Genomic DNA, 22,828 nt, shown 5'->3' with positions numbered 1-22,828 from the left:
GCCCTGCCGCTAAAGATTTTCTTCTACGGCAAGGCCTGAAGGCTAAAAAGGACGCCATCAGCAATTTACGATAATCCCACAAGCCAGACGCTTTCCGGAATTGCCCGAGGGCTGGGTTCTGTAATCATCCGGGTTTTGATGGATAATGATCGACCGGCCTACTACCTGACAGGGTTTAAATTTATTGGTAAAGAAGGCCATGCGGGCATAGCCGTTGTTTGAGAACAATACCGGAAAATCCCCCACATGATTGCCATGGGGCTGGTTGGTAGGGTTCCAATGCTCGCCGGCGCCCATGAAGGGGTCATTCACATCGCCAACTTCGCAGTTGCAGTTTTCATGAATATGAAAACCATGGGGGCCAATAGGCTGACCACAATTTTGAGCCGGTTGGTAAGGCGGCAGTCCGCATACTTCCACTGCCACCCAGGTGCCTCCAGGTACAGCGGTAAAATAAACTAAACCGGTCAACCGGGGCGCCAGGGGTCCGCCTAGGATTTGCGCGCAAGCCATATCTCTAGTGGTTTCTTCTATGGTACCTTTATTTTTATCGCAATATCCTTTATTCAATTTTATCCCTTCCTTTTGATAATTTATTTTTTATAGTTTATGAAGCAGTCGGATAAATGGCTAACCTTTCCAAGGATATTTATTTATCTTAAAAAATCTTGGTGCATGTTTACCAGGGAAAGTAAACTTTATTTATTTTCCTCCGATTTTATGGATACAGGAATTTTGAAATGGGCGGGATGAATATGGCAATGACGGTATCCGGAGTGAATCCCGGTGCTGCTGCGGCCGCCGCTTCCGGGGTAGCCAAGGTGGAGAGCCGGGATTTAGGCTGGCAAAAGGGCGATGTCTATCAAGGGACGGTTATGGGCCGTCTGTCGAATAACACCTATGCGGTCCGGGTGGAGGGAAGAGACATTATAGTCCAATCGCCTTATGCACTGCCGGTGGGCGGCAAGGTGGCCATGGAAGTGCAGGGCCGGCAGGAAGGGCAGTACCTGGTAAAATTAATGACCTCCCATGGACCGGGGCAGGAAGAATTACTGAAAAATCTGCTGGATCAGCTTTGTATTAAAGATACACCCCTGAACCGCAATCTCATTCAGGGCTTTCTAAAGCAGGAGCTTCCTTTAAGGCCTGAATTATTGCAACTGGCGGAACGCCTGGTGCAGCGGCTGGGGGGAAATAATCCGGAGAATATTGAAAAGGCTTTATTAGGCCTAAAGATGGGGATTTTGCCGGAACCCCGGGTGCTTGACGCCGTTCACTCTTTTTTATCCGGCATGAAGGATTCCAAACAGGGCGGCGAAGTACAACAACTGGCTTTGTTTATGCATAAACTGACGGGGTTTTTAGGGGATGAAACCGGAGCCCCGCAACCGCCGTCCTCCGGTATGCTTTCCGGGGACCGCTCTCAGGAAAATTCGCCTGTGGTTCTTTCCAAGAGCGGGAACAATTTGTTCCTGCAGTTGCAGGAAGCCCTGCAGAACCTAACCCTGGATCCCCAAAAGGGAGTGCTGAAAGTGGCGGAACAGCTCCGGGCTTTAATCAACGCCCAACTGCCCCAAGGAGGGGCGGGTTCCGCCGTGCCGCCTTCCGCTGCAGGGCCGGAAGAACCCCCCCAGGAAAGCGTGCTGCCCCAGGTAAAAGTTGTGGCGGCCCAGGTTTCCCAAAAGGGTGAGGGGGAAAGCTTCGCTGCCACCCCGTTGCTACGGCCGGGAGCGGAGGCTCAGAAACCGCTCGAAAATCGGGGAACTGCCGAGGGGGGACTGCCCCTCGGTAAAATTCGGGAGTCCGCTTTAAAGAGTACGCCCGGTGAGGCACCGGCTCCCATACATAAGACACCGGAGCAAAACAGCGAGAATTCAGCGGCCCCGGCAAACTCCAAGGAAGTTGAACTGCAGGGTCAGGTTAAACCCAGGGAATTTGGCCGGCTGCTGCAGGTTTTCGGCCGGCTGCTGCTGGAAGTCAGGGAGGCGGTGAAGGAAGCGGGCAGCTCGGTACAGGGCCAGCGTTTGCTGCAGGAAGGAACGGTAATTGAACGGCAGATGGCGGGCCAGCAGATCTTTCAGGCATTGAATAAGGTAGACGATCCGCAGGATTATCTTTATTTTAATTTACCCTTTGCCCGGGACGGCGAAGGGGAAACCTGGGGTCAGTTAAAAATTATAAAAGAGGGCGGCAAGAAAAAAGCCATTGATCCGGCTCATTTTAGCCTGGCCCTGATGCTGAATACCGTTGGTTTAGGCCCTTTGCTGCTGGAACTCAAGGTAAGGGACAAAGAGGTGATGGCCGGCGGAAAGGTTACGGAAGACCGGGTGGCCGGGTTATTGAAAGATTCCTGGCCCAAACTGCAGGATGCTTTTGATGAAATGGGTTATCATCTGCACCCTTGCTTTTGGAAGGTAGGTTCCTTGGGGGAGGATTTGCGACCCAAAGGGCTCAATAGAGACAATTCGGATGGGAAACTGCGTATTCTAGATGTGAGTATTTAATGATTGTCTGCGCAGTGAGGGCAGCCGCCGCCGTCGGGAAGAAAAGACCTTCCGGCAGTTTTATAAGAAAGAAATTGAGGAGGGCAGCCATGGGACAGGAAGAAAAAGTCAGAAAAGCAGTGGCCCTTCAATATGACCAGGAAATAGACACTGCCCCCAGGGTGGTGGCAGCGGGAAAAGGCTATCTGGCTGAAAAGATGCTGCAAATTGCCCAGGAGAAAGCGGTACCGGTTTACAAAGATCCTGTCCTGGTGGAAATGCTTGCGCACCTTGATCTGGGAGCCGAGATACCCCCGGAATTGTACAATATCGTGGCTGAGGTGCTGGTCTTTGTCTATTCTCTGGACAAACAGTCCAGAAAATAAGCGGCGGGACAACAGCAGCTTCCGCCGCTGCGCAAAGCTTGGCCGAGGCCAAGCTTTTTTGCTGCTTTTTTTAGAACAAAGTGTTATTATTTAATGCACGGCCACGTCTTTCATTATAAAACCCTAAAAACAGGGTTAGACTTTTCTTAATGAATTTTTTAAGAATGACCTAAGGAGCCCATATGCGATTCTTTTGGTTTATCATGATTATTCTGTTATACACGCTTCTCAATTGGCAAATTGGCAGGCAGATTCTTGATTTAGTGAAGATCAATAAATTTATTTTTTGGAGCATTTTTGCCATTATTGCCTGTTCCCCTATCATCAGCCGCTTTGGAGTCAAGGGTTTGGGGGCGATGGGAAACTACTGGATGGTCTTTTTTTATTACGCCGCCTTTGTTGCGGCCCTGGGTTTGGTGGTTAAGAATAAACCTTTTATCATCGGCTCTTATGTTTTGATTATCCTGCTGATTGTTTACGGTGTGCTTCATGCCAGAGACATTCAAGTACAGCATTATGATATTGCCATTCCCAAGGCGGGCAAGGATCTCCATGTGGTCATGCTTGCGGATATTCATATTGATCGTGAAAAAGAGAAAGGTTATGTAGCAAAAATGGTCCGGGAAATCAACGCCTTAAACCCGGATATGGTGCTTCTGACCGGAGATATTTTTGATGACCGGGATATTAATGTGCTGCTGCGAGAAAAAGAAACCCTGAAAAAAATCAAAGCCCCCTATGGTGTATACGGTGTTTTGGGCAACCATGAGTATTATACGGGAAACCTGGATAAATGCCTGGCTATTTTTAAAGAAGCCGACATCCGCATTTTGAGAGATGAAGTGGTTGAAGCCGAGGGACTTTATATTGTTGGCAGAGAGGATGCTTCGAGAAAACGGAAGAGTTTAAAGGAATTAATGAAAGAAGTAAACCGGGAAAAACCCGTTATCTTGCTGGATCATCAACCGGTTTTATTGGATGAAGCAAAGGACAGCGGGGTTGATTTACAGCTTTCCGGACATACTCACAGGGGACAATTTTTCCCCAATCAGCTCATCACCCGGAGGATTTTCGAAGTGGATTACGGTTATCTGGCCAAGGATTCCTTACAGGTGATCGTTTCATCGGGTTACGGTACCTGGGGTCCCCCGGTACGGATTGGCACACAGTCGGAGATTGTGGATATTCAACTTAACTTTTCAAAATGAAAATATCCGGCAATTTACAAAGACAATCATAACCACTCGCTTAGGGATTCACTTACCCGTAAACGGATGGATATACTCCTCTAAGCTCATGGGAATTGATGCCATTTCCTCTTATAGCTGTTTTTGATATATTGTTCTATGGCTAAAATTAAAACAGTTTAAATGCGTATAGCCGTTCAATATCATGCCTTTATTGCGTTTCTACAGCAATTCTTGCCTTGTTTTTTTGCGGTATAAAGGGCCTTATCACTGAGTTTATAGAGCATATCAATGCTGGTTTCTTTGTCGGGGATGATGGTACAGACGCCGATGCTTACCGTATACTTTATTTCAGTATCGGTCTGGATGGACGAATCCTCTACCGCCGCCCTTAACCGTTCCGCAATGTCACCGGCTTCTTTCTTGCCTGTTCCCGGAAGCAATACGGCAAATTCCTCTCCGCCATATCTGCCGATCAAGTCGTAATTTCTCAACTGTTTCCTGAGGGTATCGGCAAAATCTTGCAGTACGATATCGCCCGCATAATGGCCATGGGTATCATTGATTTTTTTAAAATCATCAATGTCGATAAGCAAGTATGAGATTTGTTCCTGCTTTCTTGCAAACAGGGAAATAAGCTCTTTTGAACGCAATATAAAGGTTTTTCGGTTTAAAGTATTGGTTAAACCATCAAAGGACGCAGCTTTAAGCAGATCCGCATCCAGCTTTTCCTTATCCAAGAGAATAAAGCCTGTGCTTCCCGCGAGCATTGCGATATAGAGCAACAAAAACAGTCCGGTGTTAAAAATGTTTGTTGAAGCCAAATTCATGTCAAGGTCTGTGGTTAAAGCCGTATAAGCCCTGAAAATTGAAAAAAGGATTGTAACGCTATAAAAAGAAGCAATTATTTTTTGTAGTATGGAGGATTTTTTGTCTGCAAAAAGCTTATATACCGGAAACACCATCAATATTATTGTGATGGAAGAACCTAAGGTAATTCTGACGTTCTCCGGAAAGCCATAGGCTATGGCTGAGACAAAGACAATGATACATCCAATAAGCAAGGAGATATAAGCCCTTTTGATCCTTTTGGTATAGCTATTTTTCAGAATCAGAAAAGCGATCAGCTCCAAAGCCGCGCCAATAAACAATATGGAATTGCCCACAGCGATCAAAACCATGTTAGGTATTGGGTTCCTAAGCCCAATCATGAACCACGCGAGGGCCTGAAGCAATTTAGAAAGTAAAAACGTATTGACCGTTTTTGTTCTTTTGTGTTGCGCCGTATAGGCAATGATCAGTACGCCTGTAAGAAGATGGCCTAAAATGATAACAATTAACATCGTTCCCATGTTAATATTAAAAAAATCCATCCATATCCCTCTCAGTTCTGCAATGAGTCAATTCTTCTTCAATAGACTGTTTTTTATAATATATGGTAATATTTTGTTGCTGCAATCTGATTTCAATTATACATCGAAAATATACAGTGCAAAAAGATATCGGTGGAATTTTATGATCTATGAATCTGGAATCAATGGTGAAGCGTGATCCATATAGAACAGCGCGCGGTTGCCCGTGGTCAAGGTGGGAAAGCGAATAGGAGGCTCTGGCAAAGGCTTTGCAAACGTCTGCATAGCAGATGGCACTTTTTTAGACAAAAAAAGGCTGGACTCAAGGGAGGGTCCAGCCCCGATTTTTATATGGATTCTGTTTTTACCACGCTTATTCCGGATTTCCTGCAAAATAGGTTGTACCGGGGCTGTTAACCTGTGCCGGCTTGTTTGATTTCCTATCTTTGCTCAACTTCGGCTCGGCCTTCTGCTTTCCGGCATCCCTGGATTTCAGTTTGCTGCTGATGTTCATGACCTCCCTTCCTTATTATAGGGGAACCAACTCTAGTTTTCTCAGTCCGAACAGGCTCCTATACAAGAGCAAGGGCGAGGAAAGCCTTGTGACTCATAAATTTTGACAGCAGAATTTTTTTAAGATGTGTCATTATTTTATCCCCTGCCCCGTCTATCTTATGAAACATCCAATGTGGGTTCCTGTTGCGCAACAGGGGAAGGGGTGGTACTATTAGCGTAAATTTATCGGCGGTACCGGTCCAAACCGGGACCACTTATGGTGAACATATGGAGCATTTTTTTCAAAAACTATATGTGGAGATGTATCCCCGGTTGGTACGTCAGGCCGCCTTTTTATTGGGAGATCCGGTGGCAGCCGAAGATGCGGCCCAGGAGGCTTTTGCCAGACTGCACCATACAGGTTTGTCAAGCATCCAAAATCCTTCCGGGTGGCTGGTAAAGGTGACCAACAATATCTGCTATGATTATCTGCGCAGTGAGGGCAGTCGCCGCCGCCGGGAAGAAAAGACCTTCCGGCAGTTTTATGCGGATTCCTTTGCAACTGCGGCCCCTTCCGCCGAGACGTCCGTCCTGGACCGGGAAATTTTTCAGTTGGTTCACAGGGCCTTAGAACGTCTGCAACCCCGGGATCGTATGCTGCTGCTGCTGAAATTTTCCGGCTACAGTTATGGTGAGATTGCTGAGGCGGTGGATATTAATAAAGGTTCTGTAGGAACCCTTTTGGCCCGGGCCAGAGAGCGGTTCAAGCGAGAATATCAATCCCAGGAATAAACTGAGGAGGTGGCAAGGAATGAATTGTCCGGATACAGGTACCTGGCAGGCGTATCTTGATGGGGAAATCCCCGAACAAGAGCGAGGGCAATTCCTGGAGCATGCTCAAAAATGCCCCCGGTGCGCAAAAACTCTGGCGGAACTCTCCCAGTTGGAGGATTGGACCGGTCAGCATTTAATGAAATATGGTTCCGCTCTGGATGAAATGATGCCCAAGCAGGATGAGCATAAAAGGTTTCAACTATCTCATGTAGAAGGCATGAAAAAAGTGGATAATGGAGGTCAAAGCATGACAAGGAAATTTAAGAAATGGGCCATGGTGGCGGCTTCGCTGCTGGTGTTGGCCGGCTCGCTGACCTTTGCACCGGTACAGGAAGCGGTGGCCGATTTTCTTTCGGTTTTCAGAGTACAGAAGATGCAAATGATAAAAGTAAGTCCCGATGAAATGCAGCAAATGGCCCGGGCCATTGAAACCAAAGCCGGGGAAATTGATCTGAAACAATTTGGCAAAGTGGAAGTTATTAAAAAGCCGGAACAGGTGGAGATGGCTCCGGCGGATATCCAAAATCAATTATCTTTTAAGGTAAAACAACCGTCCTTTATTCCCGAGGGCTATTCCCTGTCTGAGAAGGCAAAGGTTCAGCAGGACGGTAAAGCCGAGTTCCGGCTGGAAGTGGACCAGGCCAACGCTTTGCTGAAGGCTCTGGGTTCCGCTACCCTGCTGCCGGAAAGCCTGCAGGGAAAAGCCTTTAGCATTCATGTTCCGGCGGGAGTACAATTGCAGTATCTGCAAAACGACGGACAAAGGGGCTTCACCCTGAACCAGTTTGCCACTCCAGAAGTGGTGGTACCCTCGGGCGTTGATCCGGAGGATTTGAGAGCCGCTCTGCTGGATTTACCCATCCTGCCGGATGATTTACGGAATCAGTTGGCCAGCATTGACGACTGGCAGAACACCATGATTGTTCCTGATGCCGGCCAGGACGGAATGGAAAAAATGACGGTCAATGGACAGGACGCCATTTATGCTCAAAATAACCAGGGCTTTGGCTACCTGATGTGGGTGGACAACGGCGTGATCTATCAATTAAACGGGTTCCTGGATTCCGAGAACGCCGTGAAGGTTGCCCAATCCCTCTACTAATTTGAATCAATAATTTTAAAATGGAGCGATCGTATGCTGGCCATTGAAACCCACAAACTGACAAAGACTTATGAAGGCCGTGGGGGCTGCAGGGAAATATCCCTGTCAGTTCCCCGCGGGTCTGTTTTTGGTTTATTGGGACCCAACGGGGCGGGAAAAAGCACTCTGGTAAAAATGCTGGTGGGACTATTGCATCCCAGTTCCGGTGAGGCGAAAATACTGGATAAGCCGCTCAAGGATATTTCCGTGCGCAAGAAAGTTGGTTTTCTTCCTGAAAATTTTCGTTACCACGACTGGTTAACCGGAGAAGATTTGCTCCGGTTTCATGCGTCTTTATTTAAACTTTCCTCCCAGGAGGCGGCCCAAAGGATCCCCAAAATTCTAGAAGAGATCGGACTGGCGGAACAGGGGAATAAACAGATCGGCAATTACAGCAAAGGCATGCAGCAGAGAATTGGATTGGGCTGTGCCTTGCTGCCCAATCCTGATTTGCTGTTTTTGGATGAACCCACCTCGGCCCTGGACCCCATTGGCCGAAAACTGGTGCGGGATTTAATTGTTTCTCTAAAAAAAGAGGGGAAAACCATTTTTTTAAACAGTCATCTGCTAAGCGAACTGGAAACGGTTTGTGATGAAATTGCCATCATTAAAGAGGGCCGCCTGATTTTTCAGGGCAACTGGCGGGAAATTGCCGCCCACAACTTTAAAATCAAGGTGGTGGCCAAAGCTGAAATCCAATCGGATATCCTGGAAAGATTGGTCTCCCAGGGCTACCCGCTACTCTCCTGCGGGTCCGCGGGAACTTCCGGAACAGGTCGTGAATACCTGTTTAGCTGTAAGGATAGCCAGGATACGCCACAACTGATAAAAGGTTTAGTGGAAGCGGAAGTGCAGCTCTATGAAGTTCATCCTGTCTGGGATTCATTGGAGAACTTGTTCCTGGAATATATCGCCCATGAGGGTAGGTCGGAAGGAGGTTCTCCCTTGTGTTAAGTATTGCCCGGCTGACTTTTATGGAGGTTTTTCGCAAAAGGATTTTCCTGGTCACCTTATTGCTTTCCGTTTTATTTATCCTGTTGTACGGTGTGGCCCTTGATTTTGTATCTGAGGAACTGAGAACCCAGTCCATGAGGGGCTCCCAGTTAATTTTGCAGCAGATCATTGGAAGCCAACTGTTAGGGGCGGGGCTCTATTTTTCTTCCTTTCTGTTGGCTTTACTGGCCATCATGGGCAGTGTGGGAGCCATCGCCTCGGAGCTTGAAAACGGTTTGCTGCATGCGGTTGTCTCTAAACCCATTCCCAGGAGGGAAATTGTTTTAGGTAAGTTTTTGGGCTATGGTTCCATGCTTGCCGTTTACGCCTTGGTTCTCTATACCGCGGTGCTGGTACTGAATCAATATTACAGCCCCGCTGTATTGTCCCTGCTGACAGCCGGGGGGCTTATTTCCGGCGCGTTGGTCTTCATTCTCCAACCCCTGGTGCTGCTGGGAGTGGCGTTGGTTTTCAGCACCCTGTTGAGAACGCTCGCCGCGGGAATTATTTCGGTGATCCTGTACGGGTTAGGAATGATCGGAGGGTTTTTAGAACAGGTAGGTTCGGCCATTGCCAATGCTTCTCTGATCAATATCGGCATCGCCACCAGCCTGGTAATGCCCAGCGATGCTTTATTCAGGAAGATGTTAACCTTTGTAACCGGCAATGAGGCCAATCCTCTGTCCTCCTTATCCTTAGGACCCTTTGGCGTCAATGTGCCTCCCAGTAACGCCATGTTGGTATATACTTGCCTTTATATTGCAGCCTGTGTTTGTTTGGCGGTTTATTCCTTTGAGAGAAAAGATTTGTAATTTAATGCGCAGGCTCCAACCCGAATTAGAGCGGGTTTTTAGAAATCAAGATGCATTTCTAGAAGGAAAGATCCTTACCCTAAACCGTAAGGATTTTTCCTATTGTAAAAAGAGAAAATCACCCTACGCAGATGGACCCAAAAAGCTTAAGCTAGGTGCGGCTGGACGGACCTTTCAGTGAGACTTGAAGCTCAGCCCGCTGCCATGCCTTATAGGGCTAGAGCAAACCACCCGCTTAGAGGGTGGTCATAATTGAAAATATTTCAAAATTGCATGTTGTCACCTGCTAAAAACAGAGTTAGAATTATTTTTATTAGTTATTAAAGTAGTTAAAAAAATGTAAGGGAGTCCTTTTGTATGGCAAGCACAGCTCCAAGGTCCATAGCGGCCCCGAATTCCTCCCTATGGGTGGGTCTTTTTCATTTATTTGTTGTTTATATTGTCTGGGGCAGTACCTATCTGGCCATCCGGGTGGGAGTCCGGGAGGGGTCGGGTTTTCCTCCCTTCAGTATGGGAGGCTCCCGCTTGTTGGCTGCTACGGCGATTCTTTTTCTGGTGGCGTTCATTACCCGTCAATCCTTAAAGATTTCCCCAAAGGGACTTTGGGTTCATGCTTTATCGGGTTTTTTCCTGTGGGTTGGGGGCAATGGGTTGGTCATGTGGGGAGAGCAGCAGGCGGATTCAGGCTATGCGGCCCTGCTGGTGGCTTCCGTGCCCCTGTGGGTAGCCATTATTGAAGGAATTTTGGACCGTAAAATCCCCTCCAAGCTGCTGATAGGATCACTGCTCATGGGGTTCCTGGGGATTGGCGTACTTTCCTTCCCCACCTTTCGTACCGGAGGGGAGGCCAATCTGCACAGTATTTTTGCCCTATTGCTGGCTCCTCTTTTCTGGGGCATCGGCATGGTTGTACAGCGCAGAAATCCGGTGGCCTTAAGTCCCATCGTCAGCTCAGGTTACCAACAGCTCTTTGGAGCCATTGGGTTTATTCTGGCTGCCCTGCTTTTGGGAGAGCCTTGGCCCAATCCCACGCCGGAAGCCTGGTGGGCCTGGGGCTACTTGGTAGTGTTTGGCTCACTCTTTGCTTTTACTTCCTTTATTATGGCTCTTAAAATGCTGCCAACCAGCCTGGTGGTGACTTATGCTTATGTAAACCCGGTAGTGGCGGTATTTTTAGGCTGGCTGATCCTGCATGAGCCGCTGAGCGTATGGACCCTGGGGGGAACGGTTCTTGTTTTACTGGGAGTGGCCGGAACCTTTAAACATCAAAGCCAGGTCAATAAAAAGCATGCCACCCAGGAATAATCCCTTTAATGCAAACACCCCGGCAGCCATGGGCGCCGGGGTGTTTTAATCTTATTTAGCTATTTTTGATTGGTTTAGGTTCCCGGCAACCAGCTGTTTCCATTGTTGGGCTGGTTTGGTTTTTCCCCGCCATTTTCCTTGCCGGAGTCGGGCTGTTCCGGAAGTACGTATTTTTCCGCAGCTGACGGGTCAATTCCATCAACGGTGTGCAGGGTGCAGGTTTGGGTCGGCGCTCTTAAGGCGAAATCCGCCACATTGGAGGGAACCGAGTAGGGCAGCTTTAACAGAACCTTGGTAATCCGGTCAGGGCAGTATTCGTTGGGAAGTTCACCGGTGGTGGCGCAAACCTCCATCACTTGATGCAGATTATCCACCTCGGTGGGTACGGTGCCTGTAACAAACAGGTCGCTAATCATATGATCCGCCGGTGTGTTGGGCCCGGGCAGCAGACCGGATTTGCTGTCCACCGTGGCGCTGGTAATACCCGAAGGCCGGGGGAAATCTTTGGCGGGTGTTCCGGCCAGGGCCTTGCTCATGACTTCTTTGAAAATCATGGCCGGGTACATACCGCCGTAGGACTGGGGCATTTTTTTCGGTGAATCGTGACCAATCCAAACAGCCCCCACCAGGTTGTAGGTATAGCCCACAAACCAGATGTCTTTACCCTCGTCGGTGGTCCCGGTTTTACCGGCCACCGGACGACCGATATTGGCCCTGCTGCCGGTACCCGACTGGACCGCAGACTTCAGCATATCGGTAACTAAATAAGCGGTGGTGGCTTTCATGGCCTGATGCTGTTCGGGTTTAAACTCATCTAGCACCGTACCGTCGGAAGTCTCCACTTTGGTAATGGCGTGGGGCTGCACATAAATTCCCCGGTTGGCGAAGGCGCCATAGGCACCGGCCATGTCCAAAGGAATAACGCCGGTACTGACACCCCCCAGGGCCATGGCCAAACCGTCTTTATTGGCGTCCAGAGTGGTAATGCCAAGTCCGCTGGCAAATTTAACGGCCTGATTCAACCCTACTTGATTCAGAAGTTTAATGGCCACAATGTTGACCGAATGGATCAATGCCGTTCTCATGGGGATCAGACCCCGGAAGGAACCGTCCGCGTTTCTGGGACTATAGCTGCCGAAGCTTTGCGGAATATCGTCAATAATGGAAGCAGGCCCCATTCCTTTGTATTCAATGGCCGGTCCGTAAGCGATAATGGGCTTAATGGATGAACCCGGCTGGCGTCCAATTTTTCTTCCATCCGCCAGAGTCTGATATTGGGTGGCCCGGTTTAGCTGACGCTGCTGTTTGTGTTCCCGGCCGCCAACAATGGCTCTTAAATACCCGGTTCCCGGTTCCATAAACACCGCTGCGCCCTGGGGCTGAGGTAAACCGTTGGCATCCACCGGGGAACTGGGAAAGTTATTCTTGTTGGCCATGGCGTTTTCGGCAATTTTTTGAATTTTGGGGTCCAGGGTGGTGTAAACCTTTAAACCGCCCTTATAAACCATATCGGCGCCGTATTTTTCAACCAGCTTTTCGGTTACATAATCCACAAAATAAGGATAAGGGTAGCTGACCGATTGCATTTTATCCGCTGTGGGCAGTGGTTTGGCAGCGGCTTCCTGACGCTGCTCTTCCGTTATTTTCCCGGCTTCTTTCATGCGCAGGAGTACGGTGTTCCGGCGGTTTAAGGCCATGTCATACTTCTTCTGATACGCTTCGTTAACCTGGTTATCCTCGCCGACCGACGGGGTTTCATCCAGGTAGCTGGAGTAAGAAGAAGGCGCCTGAGGCAAACCTGCTAAAAAAGCCGCCTCATCCAGAGTCAATTCATCGGTTTTAAGGTCCTTGCCCAAATAGGTTTGAGCAGCGGACTGAATGCCATAGGCGCCCTGTCCAAAAAAGATCTTATTTAAATACATTTCAAAGATTTCGTCTTTGGTAAAGTGCCTTTCCATTTGTAAGGTAAGGATCACTTCCTGGATCTTTCTTTTGGGTGTGCGGTCCGGCGACAGATAAGATAGTTTTACCAACTGCATGGTAATGGTACTGAACCCTTCACGGATCTCACCGGCCAGAACGTTTCGATATAAGGCCCGGCCGAAACTGCGAAAGTTAATACCATGGTGGTCGTAAAAACGGTCGTCCTCGGTGGCCAGGAAAGCATCCCGAACCACGTTGGGGACTTCAAGCAGTTTAATGGGTTCCCGGTTTTCAGCACCAATTCGGGTAACCAGATTTCCATCCTTATCATATATCGATGTGGGCAGTAAGGTTTCAAGGGATTCAGGGTTCCAGGCAGGCATGTCCGCAACGGCATAGGCAAAATAGCCCAGGGAAGCTACACCGCCCACCAAAACCAAGAAAGCCACTATTAGAAAAGCCAAACGTCCGGTTCTGAGCCTTCGGCTTTTTTTTCTAGCCAAAAGTCTAAACCTCCTTTTAGAAAAATCGTGCCACAATAACAGAATTATAACACAGGTGAAGGAATTGGGAGTACCTATTTTGCTTTCTTGTCATATGCTGTTAACCTTGGTATATTAGTTAGGATTTTTTATAAAATAAGACTCATTAAAGAGTACGGTGTAACTGACTCTTTTTAACTGTTGTTTTGAAAGGAGCCGGGTTATGGTTAGTGTGGAAAAGCAACTGGGAATTATCAAGGGAGGGGCCGCCGAGATCATACCTGAAGAGGAGATGGTGGAGAAGCTTAAAAAATCGGTGTCTAATCATAAGCCGCTGCACATTAAATTAGGACTTGATCCCACCGCGCCGGATATCCAACCGGGACATACGGTGGTGCTGCAAAAGCTCCGTCAGTTTCAGGAACCGGGCCATCAGGCGACCATTATATTAGGAGATTACACCGGTCGTATCGGCGATCCCGGCGGAAAATCCGAAACCAGAAAGCAATTGACCGAAGAAGAAGTACTGACGTAAGCGATCCCAATCTGCGCTTTAAACCGGAGGACGGAACGGTTATCCGGGCCGGTAAACGTCGCTTTGCCAGGTTATCCGTTAAAATTTAGTTCTTATTGATATAGGCTAACACCTTTTTTGACGCACCCCTTCATATATATAAGATGTGGGGGGGAATTTTTTTGTTCCGAAAAACAAGAGGCCTGTCAAAAAAATATGTCGTCCTCATGATTTCATTGGTAGTGGTGGGATTATTGGTAGGGTTCTTTATTTTTACCGATCGGGTTCTCCAGCCCAGTATCTTTACCATTGCCCGGGTAAAGGCCATTCATCTGGCCACGGAAATATTAAATGAAACCGTCAGAGACAGGATGGCAAAACAGCCGGTTCATTACCAGGACCTTATTCATATTCACAAGGACAGTTCCGGTAAGATTGTGATGATTCAGGCGGATACCGTAAAAATAAACCAACTATCAACCGATATGACCCTGAAGGTGCAGGAAGCCTTGAGGAAGATTGATAATCAAAGTATTAATATTCCACTGGGCCAACTTCTCGGGTTTCAGTTGCTGGCTGCCCTGGGCCCCGAGTTGAATGTACGGTTAATTCCCGTGGGCATTGTAAGAGTGGATATCATTGATAAATTTGAGGGAGCCGGGATAAACCAGACCCGACATTTAATATGGATGGATCTGACTTCCGAATTTCAGATTGCTGTTCCCCTTCATAAGGAAGTTTTTAAGGTCAGCGTCAAAGTGCCTCTGGCTGAAAGCATTATTGTCGGAGATGTGCCGCCGGCTTTAATCTCTATGCCCGGGGGTGTTGTGGGACAATAAAAACATCCATGGGTATCATGAAACCTGGCAGAAGTCAGGTTTTTTGCATACTTCCTTGTTATTAAAGGGAAAATAGTGGTAATGTGAAAAAGCCACGATTTATTGCTGAACAAAAGAAAATACATAGAAATAATCGCCTTGACGACCCTGATATCCATATGCTACTATTATCAACAGTCCTGCTTGCACAGCCGAAAAATGAGGCAAAAAAGTTATAAATTAGCACTTGCCAAATGAGTCGACTGGTGGTAAGATAACAAATGTCGCCGCTGAGCGGTGAACAAAAGGACAAGCCAAAAAAGCTAATAAGAGACCTTTCAGATGCGAGCGTGACAAGTCAAGCGAAGCAGATCAAAGGTCGAAGCTGGTCTTTGAAAACTAAACAGAACGATGATGGATGAAAAGCGGGAAGCCAAAGTCGGGTGAGAACCCGAGAGTAGGCGGACCAAAAACAATCCTCGTCAAAGCGTGAAAACGCTAGCGAGTAATTCAGAACACAAGAGCAAATCAACTCTTGAAAATATTTTAGGATATTTTATGGAGAGTTTGATCCTGGCTCAGGACGAACGCTGGCGGCGTGCTTAACACATGCAAGTCGAACGGAGTTTAAAATGAAACCTAGTGATTTTTAAACTTAGTGGCGGACGGGTGAGTAACGCGTGGATAACCTGCCGGATAGACCGGGATAACAGTTGGAAACGACTGCTAATACCGGATACGCTCCTAGGAACGCATGTTCTAAGGAGGAAAGATTTATCGCTAACCGATGGATCCGCGTCCCATTAGCTAGTTGGAGGTGTAACGGACCCCCAAGGCGACGATGGGTAGCCGGCCTGAGAGGGCGAACGGCCACACTGGGACTGAGACACGGCCCAGACTCCTACGGGAGGCAGCAGTGGGGAATCTTCCGCAATGGGCGAAAGCCTGACGGAGCAACGCCGCGTGAGGGAAGAAGGCTTTCGGGTTGTAAACCTCTGTCTTAAGGGAAGAACAAAATGACGGTACCTTGAGAGGAAGCCCCGGCTAACTACGTGCCAGCAGCCGCGGTAAAACGTAGGGGGCGAGCGTTGTCCGGAATTACTGGGCGTAAAGGGCGCGTAGGTGGTGCATTAAGTTAGAGGTGAAAGTGCGGGGCTTAACCCCGTGAGGCCTCTGATACTGGTGGACTTGAGTGCAGGAGAGGGGAGCAGAATTCCCAGTGTAGCGGTGAAATGCGTAGATATTGGGAGGAATACCAGTGGCGAAGGCGGCTCTCTGGACTGTAACTGACACTGAGGCGCGAAAGCGTGGGGAGCGAACAGGATTAGATACCCTGGTAGTCCACGCCGTAAACGATGAGTGCTAGGTGTTGGGGGTATCGACCCCCCCAGTGCCGTAGTTAACACAATAAGCACTCCGCCTGGGGAGTACGGTCGCAAGACTGAAACTCAAAGGAATTGACGGGGGCCCGCACAAGCGGTGGAGTATGTGGTTTAATTCGACGCAACGCGAAGAACCTTACCAGGGCTTGACATCCTCTGAAAAGTATAGAGATATACTCCTTGCCCTTCGGGGTAACAGAGAGACAGGTGGTGCATGGTTGTCGTCAGCTCGTGTCGTGAGATGTTGGGTTAAGTCCCGCAACGAGCGCAACCCCTAACATTCGTTGCCAGCGAGTAATGTCGGGAACTCGAATGTGACTGCCGTTGACAAAACGGAGGAAGGTGGGGATGACGTCAAATCATCATGCCCCTTATGTCCTGGGCTACACACGTACTACAATGGCCGGTACAGACGGAAGCGAAGCTGTGAAGTGAAGCAAATCTGAGAAAGCCGGTCCCAGTTCGGATTGTAGTCTGCAACTCGACTACATGAAGTCGGAATCGCTAGTAATCGCAGGTCAGCATACTGCGGTGAATACGTTCCCGGGCCTTGTACACACCGCCCGTCACACCACGAAAGCTGACAACACCCGAAGCCGGTGACTTAACCGCAAGGAGAGAGCCGTCGAAGGTGGGGTTGGTGATTGGGGTGAAGTCGTAACAAGGTAGCCGTATCGGAAGGTGCGGCTGGATCACCTCCTTTCTAAGGAGAACGTAAGCGGCTTGGGAGAAGCGAGCCAAGCAAGGAAGCTGCGAGGGAGTGAGCGGAGCGTATAAGAGATACGTGAGCACACGAGCGAAGCAGCTGACGAAGCAGGGCGAAGCTTATCGCGAGACGCGCGTACTCTGGTCGATCGTTCATCATCCGACTGTTTAGTTTTGAGAGACCTGAAATCAACCAGGAAACCGGTTGATTTTAAGTATCTCATCAAACAAATAAAAAAACCGGGGACTATAGCTCAGCCGGTTAGAGCGCACGCCTGATAAGCGTGAGGTCGGTGGTTCGAGTCCACCTAGTCCCACCATTGGATCGTCACAAGCCGAAAAGCTTATCACGATACAACGTGGGGGCATAGCTCAGCTGGGAGAGCACCTGCCTTGCAAGCAGGGGGTCAGCGGTTCGATCCCGCTTGTCTCCACCAATTTTAAATTTTGCCTAAAGGCCTTTCAGATGCGAGCATGGCAAGGAAGCCGCGAGAGAGTGCGCGGAGCGTATAGGAATACGTGAGCACACGAACGAAGCGGCTGACGAAGCAAGGCGAAGCAGATCAAAGGCCGACCGTTCCTTGAAAACTAAACAGCGAAACAAGTAAAGCGTCGTAGAAACAATTTTGCAGGAAACAGCAATGGATCCGAGCAAAAAAGGTAAGAAAGTAGGTCAAGAAAGAAAGGGCATACGGTGGATGCCTAGGCGCTAAGGGCCGAAGAAGGGCGCGGTAAGCTGCGAAAAGCCACGGGAAGCCGCAAGCAGGCATTGATCCGTGGATACCCGAATGGGGCAACCCGGCGGAGCAAACCTCCGTCACCCTGTGCTGAATCCATAGGCACAGAGGAGGGCACCCGGGGAACTGAAACATCTAAGTACCCGGAGGAAAAGAAAGAAACATCGAACCCCCAAGTAGCGGCGAGCGAACAGGGGCGAGCCTAAACCAGTGAACTTCGGTTCACTGGGGTTGAGGGATCCTCATCAAGTGATTGCTAGTCCTAGTTGAAGCTGCCTGGAAAGGCAGGGCACAGAAGGTAAAACCCCTGTAGACGAAAGGACGAAAATTGCAGAGGACATCCCAAGTACCGCAGGACACGAGAAACCCTGTGGGAATCCGGGGGGACCACCCCCCAAGGCTAAATACCCTAAGCGACCGATAGTGAACCAGTACCGTGAGGGAAAGGTGAAAAGCACCCCGGGAGGGGAGTGAAAAAGAACCTGAAACCGTATGCCTACAAACTGTCGGAGCACGTTAAAAGTGTGACGGCGTACTTTTTGTAGAACGGACCGGCGAGTTACATCCAACGTGCAGGTTAAGGCAGGAAAGCCGGAGCCGAAGCGAAAGCGAGTCTTAAAAGGGCGAAAGTACGTTGGAGTAGACCCGAAACCTGGTGATCTACCCATGTCCAGAGTGAAGCTTTAGTAAAATAAAGTGGAGGCTCGAACCGACCTTCGTTGAAAAGGAGGCGGATGAGATGTGGGTAGGGGTGAAATGCCAATCGAACCAGGAGATAGCTGGTTCTCCCCGAAATAGCTTTAGGGCTAGCCTCGGAGGATGGATTGCGGAGGTAGAGCACTGAATGGGCTAGGGGCCTTCACGGGTTACCGAACCCAATCAAACTCCGAATGCCGCAATAACTAAGACTCCGGGAGTCAGACTGCGGGTGCTAAGATTCGTAGTCAAAAGGGAAACAGCCCAGACCAACAGCTAAGGTCCCCAAGACAGGCTAAGTGGAAAAGGATGTGGGGTTGCACAGACAACCAGGATGTTGGCTTAGAAGCAGCCACCATTGAAAGAGTGCGTAATAGCTCACTGGTCAAGTGGCCCTGCGCCGAAAATGAAACGGGGCTAAGCCTGGCACCGAAGCTTTGGATTGTCGAAAGACAGTGGTAGGGGAGCGTTCTTATTGAGTTGAAGCAGTACCGTAAGGAGCTGTGGATTGATAAGAAGTGAGAATGCCGGTATGAGTAAGCGAAAAGGCAGGTGAGAATCCTGCCCGCCGAAAACCTAAGGATTTCTGGGGAAGGTTCGTCCGCCCAGAGTAAGTCGGGACCTAAGCCGAGGCCGCAAGGCGTAGGCGATGGACAATCGGTTGAGAATCCGATACCACCTAAGACCGTTTGAGGATGGAGTGACGCAGGAGGGTACGTTGAGCCGGCGGCTGGAAAAGCCGGTCCAAGCTTGTAGGGTGTAAGATAGGCAAATCCGTCTTACGGGAAGCCCGAGGAGTGAAGGGGAGCGAAAACAAGTAGCGAAGCAGCGGATCCCAAACTGCCAAGAAAAGCTTCTAACGAGGTTTGTAGGTGCCCGTACCGTAAACCGACACAGGTAGGTGGGGTGAAAATCCTAAGGCGCGCGAGAGAACCCTCGTTAAGGAACTCGGCAAAATGACCCCGTAACTTCGGGAAAAGGGGTGCCTCGGTATCGTGAAAAATGCACATTTGGAGCGAGAAGAGGCCGCAGAGAAAAGGCCCAAGCGACTGTTTACCAAAAACACAGGTCCCTGCTAAAGCGAAAGCTGACGTATAGGGGCTGACGCCTGCCCGGTGCTGGAAGGTTAAGGGGAAGAGTTAGACGCAAGTCGAAGCTGAGAACTGAAGCCCCAGTAAACGGCGGCCGTAACTATAACGGTCCTAAGGTAGCGAAATTCCTTGTCAGGTAAGTTCTGACCCGCACGAAAGGCGTAACGATTTGGGCACTGTCTCAACGAGGGGCTCGGTGAAATTGTAATGACGGTGAAGATGCCGTCTACCTGCGACAGGACAGAAAGACCCCGTGGAGCTTTACTGTAGCTTGACATTGGGTTTTGGTATTTGATGTACAGGATAGGTGGGAGACTGGGAAGTATGTACGCTAGTATGTATGGAGTCAGCGTTGGGATACCACCCTTTAGATATTGAAATTCTAACTTGATACCATGAAGCTGGTAAAAGGACCGTGTCAGGTGGGCAGTTTGACTGGGGCGGTCGCCTCCCAAAGAGTAACGGAGGCGCCCAAAGGTTCCCTCAGCGCGGAAGGAAATCGCGCGTTAGAGTGTAAAGGCAAAAGGGAGCTTGACAGCGAGACCTACAAGTCGAGCTGGTACGAAAGTAGGGCTTAGTGATCCGGCGGTGCCGAGTGGAAGGGCCGTCGCTCAACGGATAAAAGCTACCCCGGGGATAACAGGCTTATCTCCCCCAAGAGTCCACATCGACGGGGAGGTTTGGCACCTCGATGTCGGCTCATCGCATCCTGGGGCTGAAGTAGGTCCCAAGGGTTGGGCTGTTCGCCCATTAAAGCGGTACGTGAGCTGGGTTCAGAACGTCGTGAGACAGTTCGGTCCCTATCCGTCGCAGGCGCAGGAAACTTGAGAAGAGCTGTCCCTAGTACGAGAGGACCGGGATGGACGGACCGCTGGTGTACCAGCTATCGTGCCAACGGTAATGCTGGGTAACTAAGTTCGGAAGGGATAAGCGCTGAAAGCATCTAAGCGCGAAGCCCGCTTCAAGATGAGGTTTCCCACTTGAAAGAGGTAAGATCCCATGAAGACGACATGGTAGATAGGCCGGGGGTGTAAGGGCAGTAATGTTTTGAGCCGACCGGTACTAATCGATCGAGGACTTGACCTAATGTATGACCTTTACGAAAAGCGCTGTTTAGTTTTCAGGGAATGAATAAGTCAATAAGTTTCTGGTGACGATACCGGAGGGGATACACCTGTTCCCATCCCGAACACAGCAGTTAAGTCCTCCAGGGCCGATGGTACTTGGGGCTCACGCCCCTGGGAGAGTAGGTCGTTGCCAGATTAATTTTAAAAACCCTGCAACTTAACGGCTGTAGGGTTTTGTTATATTAGTAGTGCCGAGTGGGGTAAAATGAAAAAACATTATCAAAAAGAGTTTGAAGTTCATTATTATGAGGTCAACCAATACCAGGAGGCTACTACCGGTTTCTGTTCTTAATTACTTAGAGGAAACCTCCATTGCACATTCGGAGGCAGTGGGGTCGGGCTTAAATAAGTTGAAGTCAGAGGGGATTGCCTGGGTATTAAATCGCTGGAGCGTACAAACGGGAAGATATCCCCAGTGGAATGAGAAAATAATTGTGGAAATCGTGTAGATTATAAAGACTACAAAATGTTCTTAAAATATATGAAAGATCAAGGTGTTCGTAATTTTAATTACCAGGATTATCTTCAATGGTTAGAACAATTTAAAGAAAAGAACCACAGCTATGGGGTTGTTCACCTACAAGGTTATAAAAACGGAGCAGCACAATATAAATAGCTAAATATTAATTGAAAATGAAAGCCAATCTTCACTTTCTAGTGGGGATTTGGCTTTTTTCTTTTAGACAAAGTTTATTTTTATTACTATTGCTGTTAAAATATGTTGTAGCATAATGGGTAATATCATTCCGGTAGGGAGTCTTATAAATGATTTTCAATAACATTGTAATAAAGAAAGCAATCCTTTTTCTAGTGAAGTTGTTCTGGTTTTCCCTGGGATTATTTATATGTGCCTTTTCGATTGTACTAATTTTAGAGTCAAATCTAGGCTTAGGTCCCTGGGATGTTTTTCATATTAGCATGACGAAGTACGTACCTCTAACTTTTGGTCAGGTAAATATTGCAACCGGACTACTCTGTGTTATCATAGCATATGCAATGGGCATAAAGCCGACTTTCGGTACAATCCTTAATATGCTCATGGGTGGTGTATTTATTGATTTCATCATGTCTGTAAACCTTATCCCACCTGCTATTACATACTTACAACAGTATGCGTACCTTTTAATTGGCATCTTTTGTTTTGGACTAGGAACAGGGGCATATATTTCGGCACATATGGGTACTGGTCCAAGGGATAGTTTAATGATGGGCCTCCAACGATCAACCGGTAGGAGCATTGGCCTAGTAAGAACTGTACTTGAAGTGCTTGTGGTTACGTTGGGTTTTCTGTTGGGCGGGAAAATTGGTGTAGGAACATTAATATTTTCCTTCACCATAGGCTGGTTTACACAATTGTTCTTAATGCTATTTTATTGGTGCGGCAGGCAAAGCTGGTTTGTTAAATGGTTATATTTATTAACGGACAAAAAGAGTCAGACCAGTAACTTCTGATGAAAAAGGTGCGATTTTTTAAAAGATGCAGGAAACTGAAAAAATAAATAGAATTTTTTATTAACTATAAAACGAAACTGTGTTTCGCGATTTGAAACAAACGGGCGATGGGAGTGGTTTTGTGTTTTTGGAAGCTTTTGATTTGACAGGTAAAGTTGCTATTTTCGTAGGGGGCAGCGGAGGTCTGGGTAAAACCATAAGTTTAGGTTTGGCCAAAGCGGGGGCTAATGTCATACCGGTTAGCCGGAGCAAACAACGTAACGAGGAAGTTGTTAAAGAGATCGAAGCATCAGGTGTTCAATCTTTATTAACTACGGTGGATGTAACCAGGGAAGAAGAGGTTCAACGCCTAGTAGAGGAAGTAATGTCCAAGTTTGGTCGTATTGATATTTTGATTAACGCAGCAGGAATAAACTATAAAAAGCCTGTTATAGAATTGACTGTGGCAGAATGGGATCATGTAATTGCTGTAAATTTAAAGGGAACCTTTCTCTGTTGCAAGCTAGTGGGGGAAAAGATGCTGGCCCAAAATTATGGGAAAATTGTTAATATCGCCTCCCTTGGTTCCCATTTAGGAATTACCCGCTCCGCGGCCTATTGTGCCAGCAAGGGTGCAGTATTACAGCTAACCAAAGTGCTGGCGGCTGAATGGGCCAGCCATGGCATCAATGTAAACTGCATCTCACCGGGTTACTTTAAGACAGCACTTAACGAAAAAATGCTATCAGAAAAAGAAACCTACGATAAGATTATGAATCGTACGCCTATGCAAAGGTTAGGAGTACCGGAGGATTTGGTAGGTGCGACTGTGTTCCTTTGCTCTGATGCAGCAAAATTTATTACCGGAACGACCATAGAGGTGGATGGTGGTTTTCTATCAATGGCTTTATAAATGCGGACCGGAGGGATAGAC

At 48.3% G+C, this 22,828-nt stretch carries 17 protein-coding genes, 2 tRNA genes, 3 rRNA genes and 1 pseudogene; 19 read left to right on the top strand and 4 right to left on the bottom strand.

The features are described 5' to 3' along the window. Positions 1-57: 57 nt before the first annotated feature. Positions 58-513 carry a superoxide dismutase family protein gene (locus tag DESRU_RS12345; RefSeq protein ID WP_081462076.1) on the bottom strand — a complete coding sequence of 152 codons (456 nt, stop codon included), beginning with the start codon at positions 511-513 and terminating at the stop codon, positions 58-60. Positions 514-755: 242 nt separating this feature from the next. On the opposite strand from DESRU_RS12345, the gene DESRU_RS12340 reads away from it, so the two are divergent. The 3 genes from DESRU_RS12340 (at position 756) to DESRU_RS12330 (ending at position 4,077) form a co-directional block, all read left to right on the top strand. Next, positions 756-2,504 (top strand): hypothetical protein, encoded by a 1,749-nt coding sequence (locus tag DESRU_RS12340; RefSeq protein ID WP_143758782.1) that lies wholly within the window; start codon positions 756-758, stop codon positions 2,502-2,504. An 89-nt stretch (positions 2,505-2,593) separates the two neighbouring features. After that, a complete protein-coding gene (locus DESRU_RS12335) occupies positions 2,594-2,869 on the top strand; it encodes an EscU/YscU/HrcU family type III secretion system export apparatus switch protein (RefSeq protein ID WP_013842432.1) in 276 nt (91 codons plus the stop codon). A gap of 203 nt (positions 2,870-3,072) precedes the next feature. Then, complete coding sequence (locus tag DESRU_RS12330) at positions 3,073-4,077, top strand: metallophosphoesterase (RefSeq protein WP_238446289.1); 1,005 nt, start codon at positions 3,073-3,075, stop codon at positions 4,075-4,077. Positions 4,078-4,259: 182 nt separating this feature from the next. On the opposite strand, the gene DESRU_RS12325 is transcribed toward DESRU_RS12330, so the two are convergent. Together DESRU_RS12325 and DESRU_RS20885 are read right to left on the bottom strand one after the other, a co-directional pair. Then, positions 4,260-5,429: a GGDEF domain-containing protein gene (locus tag DESRU_RS12325; protein WP_013842430.1), complete on the bottom strand. Its 1,170-nt coding sequence runs from the start codon at positions 5,427-5,429 to the stop codon at positions 4,260-4,262. Between the two features lie 352 nt (positions 5,430-5,781). After that, entirely contained in the window at positions 5,782-5,922 is a 141-nt protein-coding gene (locus DESRU_RS20885; protein ID WP_187290570.1) for a hypothetical protein, read from the bottom strand. Between the two features lie 185 nt (positions 5,923-6,107). Here DESRU_RS20885 and DESRU_RS12320 point away from each other — a divergent pair, with 185 nt between their 5' ends. The 5 genes from DESRU_RS12320 (at position 6,108) to DESRU_RS12295 (ending at position 10,988) form a co-directional block, all read left to right on the top strand. After that, on the top strand, positions 6,108-6,695 hold the full coding sequence (locus DESRU_RS12320) for a sigma-70 family RNA polymerase sigma factor (RefSeq protein WP_238446288.1): 588 nt from the start codon (positions 6,108-6,110) through the stop codon (positions 6,693-6,695). Positions 6,696-6,714: 19 nt separating this feature from the next. After that, entirely contained in the window at positions 6,715-7,839 is a 1,125-nt protein-coding gene (locus tag DESRU_RS12315) for a DUF4367 domain-containing protein (RefSeq protein ID WP_013842428.1), read from the top strand. A gap of 33 nt (positions 7,840-7,872) precedes the next feature. Further along, positions 7,873-8,832 (top strand): ABC transporter ATP-binding protein, encoded by a 960-nt coding sequence (locus tag DESRU_RS12310; RefSeq protein ID WP_013842427.1) that lies wholly within the window; start codon positions 7,873-7,875, stop codon positions 8,830-8,832. Beyond that, a complete protein-coding gene (locus DESRU_RS12305) occupies positions 8,826-9,683 on the top strand; it encodes an ABC transporter permease (RefSeq protein ID WP_013842426.1) in 858 nt (285 codons plus the stop codon). Before DESRU_RS12310 ends, DESRU_RS12305 begins: the two co-directional genes overlap by 7 nt. 357 nt (positions 9,684-10,040) lie before the next feature. After that, a complete protein-coding gene (locus DESRU_RS12295; RefSeq protein ID WP_013842425.1) occupies positions 10,041-10,988 on the top strand; it encodes an EamA family transporter in 948 nt (315 codons plus the stop codon). Between the two features lie 74 nt (positions 10,989-11,062). Here the strand turns inward: DESRU_RS12295 and DESRU_RS12290 are convergent, their stop codons facing one another. After that, positions 11,063-13,414, bottom strand: coding sequence for a transglycosylase domain-containing protein (locus DESRU_RS12290; protein WP_013842424.1), 2,352 nt, complete (start codon positions 13,412-13,414; stop codon positions 11,063-11,065). Positions 13,415-13,616: 202 nt separating this feature from the next. On the opposite strand from DESRU_RS12290, the pseudogene DESRU_RS12285 reads away from it, so the two are divergent. From DESRU_RS12285 to DESRU_RS12245, 11 genes and pseudogenes are all read left to right on the top strand, one after another. Beyond that, positions 13,617-13,922 (top strand): annotated as a pseudogene (locus DESRU_RS12285) (tyrosine--tRNA ligase); the annotation flags it as partial. 149 nt (positions 13,923-14,071) lie between these two features. Further along, the gene (yunB, locus tag DESRU_RS12280) at positions 14,072-14,746 is read left to right on the top strand and encodes a sporulation protein YunB (protein ID WP_274376988.1); all 675 of its coding nucleotides are present in this window, start codon (positions 14,072-14,074) and stop codon (positions 14,744-14,746) included. A gap of 534 nt (positions 14,747-15,280) precedes the next feature. Continuing rightward, positions 15,281-16,810: ribosomal RNA gene (locus DESRU_RS12275) — 16S ribosomal RNA — on the top strand. 245 nt (positions 16,811-17,055) lie between these two features. Next, positions 17,056-17,132 (top strand) — tRNA-Ile (locus tag DESRU_RS12270). Between the two features lie 41 nt (positions 17,133-17,173). After that, a tRNA-Ala gene (locus tag DESRU_RS12265) sits at positions 17,174-17,249 on the top strand. A 234-nt stretch (positions 17,250-17,483) separates the two neighbouring features. Further along, a 23S ribosomal RNA gene (locus DESRU_RS12260) occupies positions 17,484-20,422 on the top strand. Between the two features lie 60 nt (positions 20,423-20,482). Continuing rightward, positions 20,483-20,599: ribosomal RNA gene (rrf, locus tag DESRU_RS12255) — 5S ribosomal RNA — on the top strand. Together the 16S, 23S and 5S rRNA genes with 2 tRNA genes alongside form the textbook arrangement of a ribosomal RNA operon. 109 nt (positions 20,600-20,708) lie before the next feature. Then, positions 20,709-20,912 carry an acyl-ACP thioesterase domain-containing protein gene (locus DESRU_RS20290; protein WP_238446286.1) on the top strand — a complete coding sequence of 68 codons (204 nt, stop codon included), beginning with the start codon at positions 20,709-20,711 and terminating at the stop codon, positions 20,910-20,912. A gap of 32 nt (positions 20,913-20,944) precedes the next feature. After that, entirely contained in the window at positions 20,945-21,079 is a 135-nt protein-coding gene (locus tag DESRU_RS21490) for a hypothetical protein (protein ID WP_274376987.1), read from the top strand. Positions 21,080-21,228: 149 nt separating this feature from the next. Further along, positions 21,229-21,915: a YczE/YyaS/YitT family protein gene (locus DESRU_RS12250; RefSeq protein ID WP_013842422.1), complete on the top strand. Its 687-nt coding sequence runs from the start codon at positions 21,229-21,231 to the stop codon at positions 21,913-21,915. A gap of 91 nt (positions 21,916-22,006) precedes the next feature. Continuing rightward, positions 22,007-22,807, top strand: coding sequence for an SDR family NAD(P)-dependent oxidoreductase (locus DESRU_RS12245; RefSeq protein WP_207635944.1), 801 nt, complete (start codon positions 22,007-22,009; stop codon positions 22,805-22,807). The last annotated feature ends 21 nt before the right edge of the window (positions 22,808-22,828 follow it).

The organism is Desulforamulus ruminis DSM 2154 (assembly GCF_000215085.1).
Taxonomy (GTDB): Bacteria; Bacillota; Desulfotomaculia; order Desulfotomaculales; family Desulfotomaculaceae; genus Desulfotomaculum; species Desulfotomaculum ruminis.
This window is presented reverse-complemented; position numbering and strand designations above follow the sequence as displayed.

Bases quoted from the DNA above. Each gene is read 5' to 3' on its own strand.
- DESRU_RS12330 (WP_238446289.1), top strand. From the start codon at position 3,073: ATGATTATTCTGTTATACACGCTTCTCAATTGGCAAATTGGCAGGCAG.
- yunB (WP_274376988.1), top strand. From the start codon at position 14,072: ATGTGGGGGGGAATTTTTTTGTTCCGAAAAACAAGAGGCCTGTCAAAA.
- DESRU_RS21490 (WP_274376987.1), top strand. From the start codon at position 20,945: ATGAAAGATCAAGGTGTTCGTAATTTTAATTACCAGGATTATCTTCAA.
- DESRU_RS12310 (WP_013842427.1), top strand. From the start codon at position 7,873: ATGCTGGCCATTGAAACCCACAAACTGACAAAGACTTATGAAGGCCGT.
- DESRU_RS12340 (WP_143758782.1), top strand. From the start codon at position 756: ATGGCAATGACGGTATCCGGAGTGAATCCCGGTGCTGCTGCGGCCGCC.
- DESRU_RS20885 (WP_187290570.1), bottom strand. From the start codon at position 5,922: ATGAACATCAGCAGCAAACTGAAATCCAGGGATGCCGGAAAGCAGAAG.
- DESRU_RS12250 (WP_013842422.1), top strand. From the start codon at position 21,229: ATGATTTTCAATAACATTGTAATAAAGAAAGCAATCCTTTTTCTAGTG.
- DESRU_RS20290 (WP_238446286.1), top strand. From the start codon at position 20,709: ATGAGGTCAACCAATACCAGGAGGCTACTACCGGTTTCTGTTCTTAAT.
- DESRU_RS12335 (WP_013842432.1), top strand. From the start codon at position 2,594: ATGGGACAGGAAGAAAAAGTCAGAAAAGCAGTGGCCCTTCAATATGAC.
- DESRU_RS12295 (WP_013842425.1), top strand. From the start codon at position 10,041: ATGGCAAGCACAGCTCCAAGGTCCATAGCGGCCCCGAATTCCTCCCTA.
- DESRU_RS12325 (WP_013842430.1), bottom strand. From the start codon at position 5,429: ATGGATTTTTTTAATATTAACATGGGAACGATGTTAATTGTTATCATT.
- DESRU_RS12345 (WP_081462076.1), bottom strand. From the start codon at position 513: ATGGCTTGCGCGCAAATCCTAGGCGGACCCCTGGCGCCCCGGTTGACC.
- DESRU_RS12315 (WP_013842428.1), top strand. From the start codon at position 6,715: ATGAATTGTCCGGATACAGGTACCTGGCAGGCGTATCTTGATGGGGAA.